This window comes from Streptomyces sp. MB09-01, assembly GCF_033794505.1.
GTDB lineage: Bacteria > Actinomycetota > Actinomycetes > Streptomycetales > Streptomycetaceae > Streptomyces.
This window is the reverse complement of the sequence record NZ_JARAYQ010000407.1, coordinates 1-5,073: the sequence shown is the minus strand read 5'-3', so window position 1 is coordinate 5,073 and position 5,073 is coordinate 1. Positions and strand designations below refer to the sequence as shown.

The 5,073-nt window shown below is 71.1% G+C and carries 6 protein-coding genes and 1 pseudogene; 4 read left to right on the top strand and 3 right to left on the bottom strand.

Annotated elements, in window-relative coordinates; all coding sequences use genetic code 11:
• From PV721_RS41135 to PV721_RS41125, 3 genes are all read right to left on the bottom strand, one after another.
• Positions 1–255, bottom strand: a 255-nt coding sequence (locus tag PV721_RS41135; RefSeq protein ID WP_323806092.1) for a zf-HC2 domain-containing protein, incomplete at its 3' end; no start/stop codon positions are given.
• Positions 252–836 (bottom strand): ECF RNA polymerase sigma factor SigK, encoded by a 585-nt coding sequence (sigK, locus tag PV721_RS41130; protein WP_319733666.1) that lies wholly within the window; start codon positions 834–836, stop codon positions 252–254. The genes PV721_RS41135 and sigK, both read right to left, overlap by 4 nt.
• A 334-nt stretch (positions 837–1,170) precedes the next feature.
• Entirely contained in the window at positions 1,171–2,070 is a 900-nt protein-coding gene (locus PV721_RS41125; protein ID WP_319733664.1) for a DUF4344 domain-containing metallopeptidase, read from the bottom strand.
• Between the two features lie 199 nt (positions 2,071–2,269).
• Between PV721_RS41125 and PV721_RS41120 the strand changes: the two genes are divergently transcribed.
• From PV721_RS41120 to PV721_RS41105, 4 genes and pseudogenes are all read left to right on the top strand, one after another.
• A complete protein-coding gene (locus PV721_RS41120) occupies positions 2,270–3,370 on the top strand; it encodes an LLM class flavin-dependent oxidoreductase (protein ID WP_319733662.1) in 1,101 nt (366 codons plus the stop codon).
• Entirely contained in the window at positions 3,367–4,020 is a 654-nt protein-coding gene (locus tag PV721_RS41115) for an FMN reductase (RefSeq protein WP_319733660.1), read from the top strand. The genes PV721_RS41120 and PV721_RS41115 overlap by 4 nt, the downstream gene beginning before the upstream one ends.
• Positions 4,021–4,165: 145 nt before the next feature.
• Positions 4,166–4,636: a flavodoxin family protein gene (locus PV721_RS41110; protein ID WP_319733658.1), complete on the top strand. Its 471-nt coding sequence runs from the start codon at positions 4,166–4,168 to the stop codon at positions 4,634–4,636.
• 136 nt (positions 4,637–4,772) lie between these two features.
• Positions 4,773–5,073, top strand: a pseudogene (locus tag PV721_RS41105) (hypothetical protein); the annotation flags it as partial.

Genomic DNA, 5,073 nt, shown 5'->3' with positions numbered 1-5,073 from the left:
GGCGGTGGGCAGGGCGTGCGGGGGCAGCTGCGGGACGGTTTCGATGCGGTGCAGGACCGCCTGCCTCATCGGGGCGGGTGCGGGCAGGCAGGCCGCCGCGGCCAGACGTGCCGCCGTCGCCTCGAACTCGCCGGCCTCCTGCGCGCAGGCCGTGCAGTGCCCGAGGTGTGCGGTGAAGGCGTGCAGTTCCTTGCCGGTGAGTGCGTCGAGTGCGTAGGCGCCGGTGAGGGTGTGCAGGTGTTCGTCGTGCGTCATGCGGTCACCCCCATGCAGTCGCGCAGCCGGATCAGTCCGTCGCGCATCCGGGTCTTGACGGTCGCGAGCGGGGACCGCAGCCGGTCTGCGACCTCGCGGTAGGTCAGGCCCCGGTAGTAGGCGAGGGTCACGGCCTGGCGCTGGAGTTCGGTCAGGCTCTCCAGGCAGCGGCGCACCTGCTCGCTCTCCAGCCGGCCCTCCACCTCCTCGGCGACCTCGTCGAAGGGCCTGTGCAGGTCGCGTACGGCGGTGGCGTGCTCGCGGTCGGAGGAGGCCTGGGCGGAGCGGACGCGGTCCACCGCCCTGCGGTGCGCGATCGTCGCCACCCACGCCATGACGGTTCCCTGCTCCGGGCGGTAGCGGGCGGCCTGACGCCACAGGTCGATCATCACCTCCTGCGCCACCTCCTCCGACTGGGCCCGGTCCCGGACGACTTTGACGACGATCCCGAACACGGTGGCGACGACCGCGTCGTACAGGACGGTGAAGGCGTCCTTGTCGCCGTGGCCCACCCGCTCCATCACCTCCTGCAGCCGCGGCCCGCCCGCGTCCGCACCGTGAAACCGCAGGGGCTGTGTCACCGGCACCCCGCCGCGCGTCGCCGGGCGCCGTACCGCGGCCCGGCGCCGCGGCGGCCGCGCCCGCCCTTGTGCCTCGATGCCATCAACCGCTCTCTCGCCGAGAAGAAGGGCCGGTCCCGTCCCGGGGCCGGCCATGGTGCTCCGCAGGTCTCACCTCCTCTTCGTAGCGGGCGATCGTGCGGATTGCCCCCATCGGCAACGCCGCACCCCGCCTCTCATCCGATCGAGCGAAACCGGCATCCCCCGCCCAGCCGCTGCGCCCGCGCCACCCGGACCACGCACCGGGCCACGCACCGGGCACTGCTGAGGCGGGCCGCCGTCCGCCCGCGGGCCGCTACTTGAGGTACGGCTCGAGGAGCCTGCCCCACGATTTCTCGATCTGTTCGTACTCGTGCCGGCAGCCCTCGGCCCGCAGTTCCGGCAGCACACCGTCCGGGTTGCCGACGGCGATGACGACCGACTCGAAGGCGTCGGGGTCCGAGCCGTACAGCCAGCAGATCTCGTTGTAGAAGCGCTGCGCGCTGAGCGAGTGCTCGTCGGAGAAGAGGCCGGAGAGGTCGCCGGCCTCCTGCGCGTCGGCCAGGGCCCCCCAGGTGTTGAGGGTGCTCACCGCGTAGTCGATGTGCTGCTCGCCGCCGGTGGCGAGCAGCAGTGTGGCGAGCTGGTCGACGGCGTCCTCCTCCTTGCCGGTGATCGGCAGGTCGTACATGTCGACCAGGCCGTGGCCGAGCTCGTGCAGGAGCACACCGTTGGAGAATCCGATGATGTCCTCGTCCACGGCCCTGGCCCGCTCCGCCGCGCCGCCGGGGCCCTGCCGGGCGGCCTGCTCCTGGAAGATGGGCATGGTCTCCTCGACGAGCTCGTAGCAGTACGTGATGTCCCTCGCCCGCGGGTCCCAGGAGGCGTTCGCCCTGCCGCAGCTCTTCGCGATGACGGGCACGTCGTAGGACAGTGCGATCCGGTCGTCGACGAAGGCGGCGACGCGTTCGAGGACCTCGTTGTCCTGCAGGAACCTCTGGATCCGCCGGTCCTGGGCCGTCCTGCCGGTGTCGTACCGCGGGATCAGCCGGCCGTGGCCCGGCGAGGCGGACGCGGATGCCGGGGACTGCGCCGCGTCCTTCGTCTTCGGGCCGGCGGAGCCGTTGCCGGCGGACGAGCAGCCCGTGGCGGCGGTGATCACGGACACGGCCGCGACCGTGACGGCGGCCACCGCCCGCATCCTGGCTGCTCCCACCGCTGTCACCCCTCGGTGCGGTACGTCCTCGCTCACAGCCTGGTGCCGCGGTGCTGCCCCGGCCCGCGCATGTGCGCCGGGCGGGTGAAAACGCGGCACCGGCCGGCGCGGAGGGCCGCGCACCCCGTCGGGAATACCCCGGGCGCGCCCCCCGTTCCCCAGTATAGTTGAATTGTAAACAATCTTGGGAAGGGGAGTCATGCAGTTCGGAATCTTCACCGTCGGTGACGTCACAGCCGATCCGACCACCGGACGCGTGCCGAGCGAGCACGAACGCATCAAGGCGATGCTCGCCATCGCGCAGAAGGCCGAAGAAGTCGGCCTCGACGTCTTCGCCACCGGCGAGCACCACAACCCGCCGTTCGTCCCCTCCTCACCGACGACGATGCTCGGCTACATCGCCGCACGCACCGAGAACCTGATCCTGTCCACCTCGACGACACTGGTCACCACCAACGACCCCGTGAAGATTGCCGAGGACTTCGCGATGCTCCAGCACGTCGCGGACGGCCGCGTCGACGTGATGATGGGCCGCGGCAACACCGGACCGGTCTACCCCTGGTTCGGCAAGGACATCCGCGACGGCATCGACCTCGCCATCGAGAACTACGCCCTGCTGCGCCGCCTGTGGGACGAGGACACCGTCACCTGGACGGGCAAATTCCGCACCCCGCTGCAGTCCTTCACCTCCACCCCGCGCCCACTCGACAACATCGCGCCCTTCGTCTGGCACGGCTCCATCCGCTCACCCGAGATCGCCGAACAGGCCGCCTACTACGGCGACGGCTTCTTCCACAACAACATCTTCTGGCCCGCCTCCCACACCGAGCAGATGGTCAACCTCTACCGCCAGCGCTACGCCCACTACGGGCACGGCACCCCCGAACAGGCCATCGTCGGACTCGGCGGCCAGGTGTTCATGCGCAAGAACTCGCAGGACGCGGTCCGCGAATTCCGCCCGTACTTCGACAACGCACCGGTGTACGGCCACGGCCCGTCCCTGGAGGAGTTCACCTCCCAGACACCACTGACCGTCGGCTCGCCCCAACAGGTCATCGAGCGGACCCTGTCCTTCCGGGACTACGCCGGCGACTACCAGCGCCAGCTCTTCCTCATGGACCACGCGGGCCTGCCCCTCAAAACCGTCCTGGAACAGCTCGACCTGCTCGGCGAAGAGGTCGTCCCGGTACTGCGCAAGGAGTTCGCGAACCTGCGCCCGGCCGGCGTACCGGACGCGCCGACACACTCCGCCCGCGTGGCAGCGGCCCAGCAGAGCCCGAAGGAGGAGGGGCAGGCATGAAGCTCGTCGTCGTATCGGCCGGCCTGAGCTCGCCCTCCTCCACCCGCCTGCTCGCCGACCGCCTCACCGCCGCGACACTCGGCCACGTCGACGCCCACCCCGAAGTGATCGAACTGCGAGACCTGGCAACCGAGATCGCCCAGCACTTCGTCACCGGCTTCCCGCCCGCCCGACTGGCCACCGCACTCGACACGGTGGCGGCCGCAGACGGCCTGATCACCGTGACACCCGTCTTCGCGGCGTCCTACAGCGGCCTGTTCAAGTCGTTCTTCGACCTCATCGACAAGGACGCCCTCACCGGGAAGCCGGTACTCATCGGCGCGACCGGAGGCACCGCCCGCCACTCCCTGGTCACCGAACACGCGCTGCGCCCGCTCTTCACCCACCTGCGCGCACTCGTCCCCCCGACCGCCGTGTACGCCGCCTCGGAAGACTGGGGCGAAGAGGGACTGGCGCAGCGGATCGCCCGCGCGGGCGCGGAACTGGCGCGCCTCATGGCCCCCGCCGCCCGGAACGCCGCCCCGGACCTCGACAGCGCCCACGCCGTCGCACCCCGTTCACTGACCGGGGCGATCACATCGGCGCATCCGGCCGGCGGTTTCGAGATGGTGCCCTTCGAACAGCGGCTGGCCGCGCTCCGGGCCCGGTAGCCGCAGTCCCTCCGCAACCAGCCCCGCCCGTCGCACGGATCCCGTCGCAGCGCGGGGCTGTCACATCCGCAGGGTCTGCTCGGTCCCTCCTGCGGAAGGCGCCGAACGAAGGCGACAACGAAGGCGACAAACGAAAGGGACACCGATGAAGACCCTGCTCGTCTGCACGTCCGTATCCCACGGCAACACCCGCCGCGTGGCGGAAGCGATGGCCGACGTACTCGACGCCCGCGTGGTCGCGCCGCAGGAAGCAGCGGCCGCGGACCCGGCAGGCTACGACCTGGTGGGCTTCGGCTCCGGTGTCTTCTCCCAGCGGATGCACCCCGACCTGCTCGGGTTCGTCCGCGCCCTGCCCACATCGTCGGGGCGGGCCTTCGTCTTCGCCACGAGCGGCCTGCCCGAGCTGCCGTTCGCGCCGTACACCCGCCCCCTGGTACGGCTCCTCCAGGCCAAGGGCTTCGCGGTCGAAGTCACCTTCACCTGCCGCGCGTTCGACACGTGGGCGCCGTTCAAGCCGATCGGCGGCATCAACAAGCACCGTCCGAACGGGGACGACCTGAGCGCCGCCCGCGCCTTCGCCGAAGAACTCACCGACCACCCCACCACCACAGCCTGACCCGCGCCCGGCGAGGGTGTACCTGGATACACCCCTTCCGGCACCCACGTGCAAGGACGTCCCCGACCCCGACCGGCAGAGTCGAGCGCGGGGCGTGACAGCCGCGCCCCCACGATCCACGGGGAGGCCGGGCCACATGCCGCACCGCGAGCAGAACCACACACAGCACCAGGGACAGGACCAGGGGCAGGCACAGGACCAGGGGTGGCGGCGGGCGCCGCGCAGCGGATGGGCGGCACGGACAGGGGTGTTCCTCGCCGTCGCCTTCCTCGCGGCAGGAGTGTGCGGGGCCCTCCAGCCCGCGACCGGCATACCGCCCGAGGTACTGCAACTGACCCAGTTCGGCCCCGCCCTCGCCGTGGCGGCCGTGGCCCTGCTGTGGCCCGGCCGCATCAGACACCACCTCGCCGGAACCCTGCCCGCCCGCAACCCCCGAC

Excerpts from the sequence above, each read along its gene's own strand:
- PV721_RS41120 (WP_319733662.1), top strand. The coding sequence starts at position 2,270 with ATGCAGTTCGGAATCTTCACCGTCGGTGACGTCACAGCCGATCCGACC.
- PV721_RS41115 (WP_319733660.1), top strand. The coding sequence starts at position 3,367 with ATGAAGCTCGTCGTCGTATCGGCCGGCCTGAGCTCGCCCTCCTCCACC.
- PV721_RS41110 (WP_319733658.1), top strand. The coding sequence starts at position 4,166 with ATGAAGACCCTGCTCGTCTGCACGTCCGTATCCCACGGCAACACCCGC.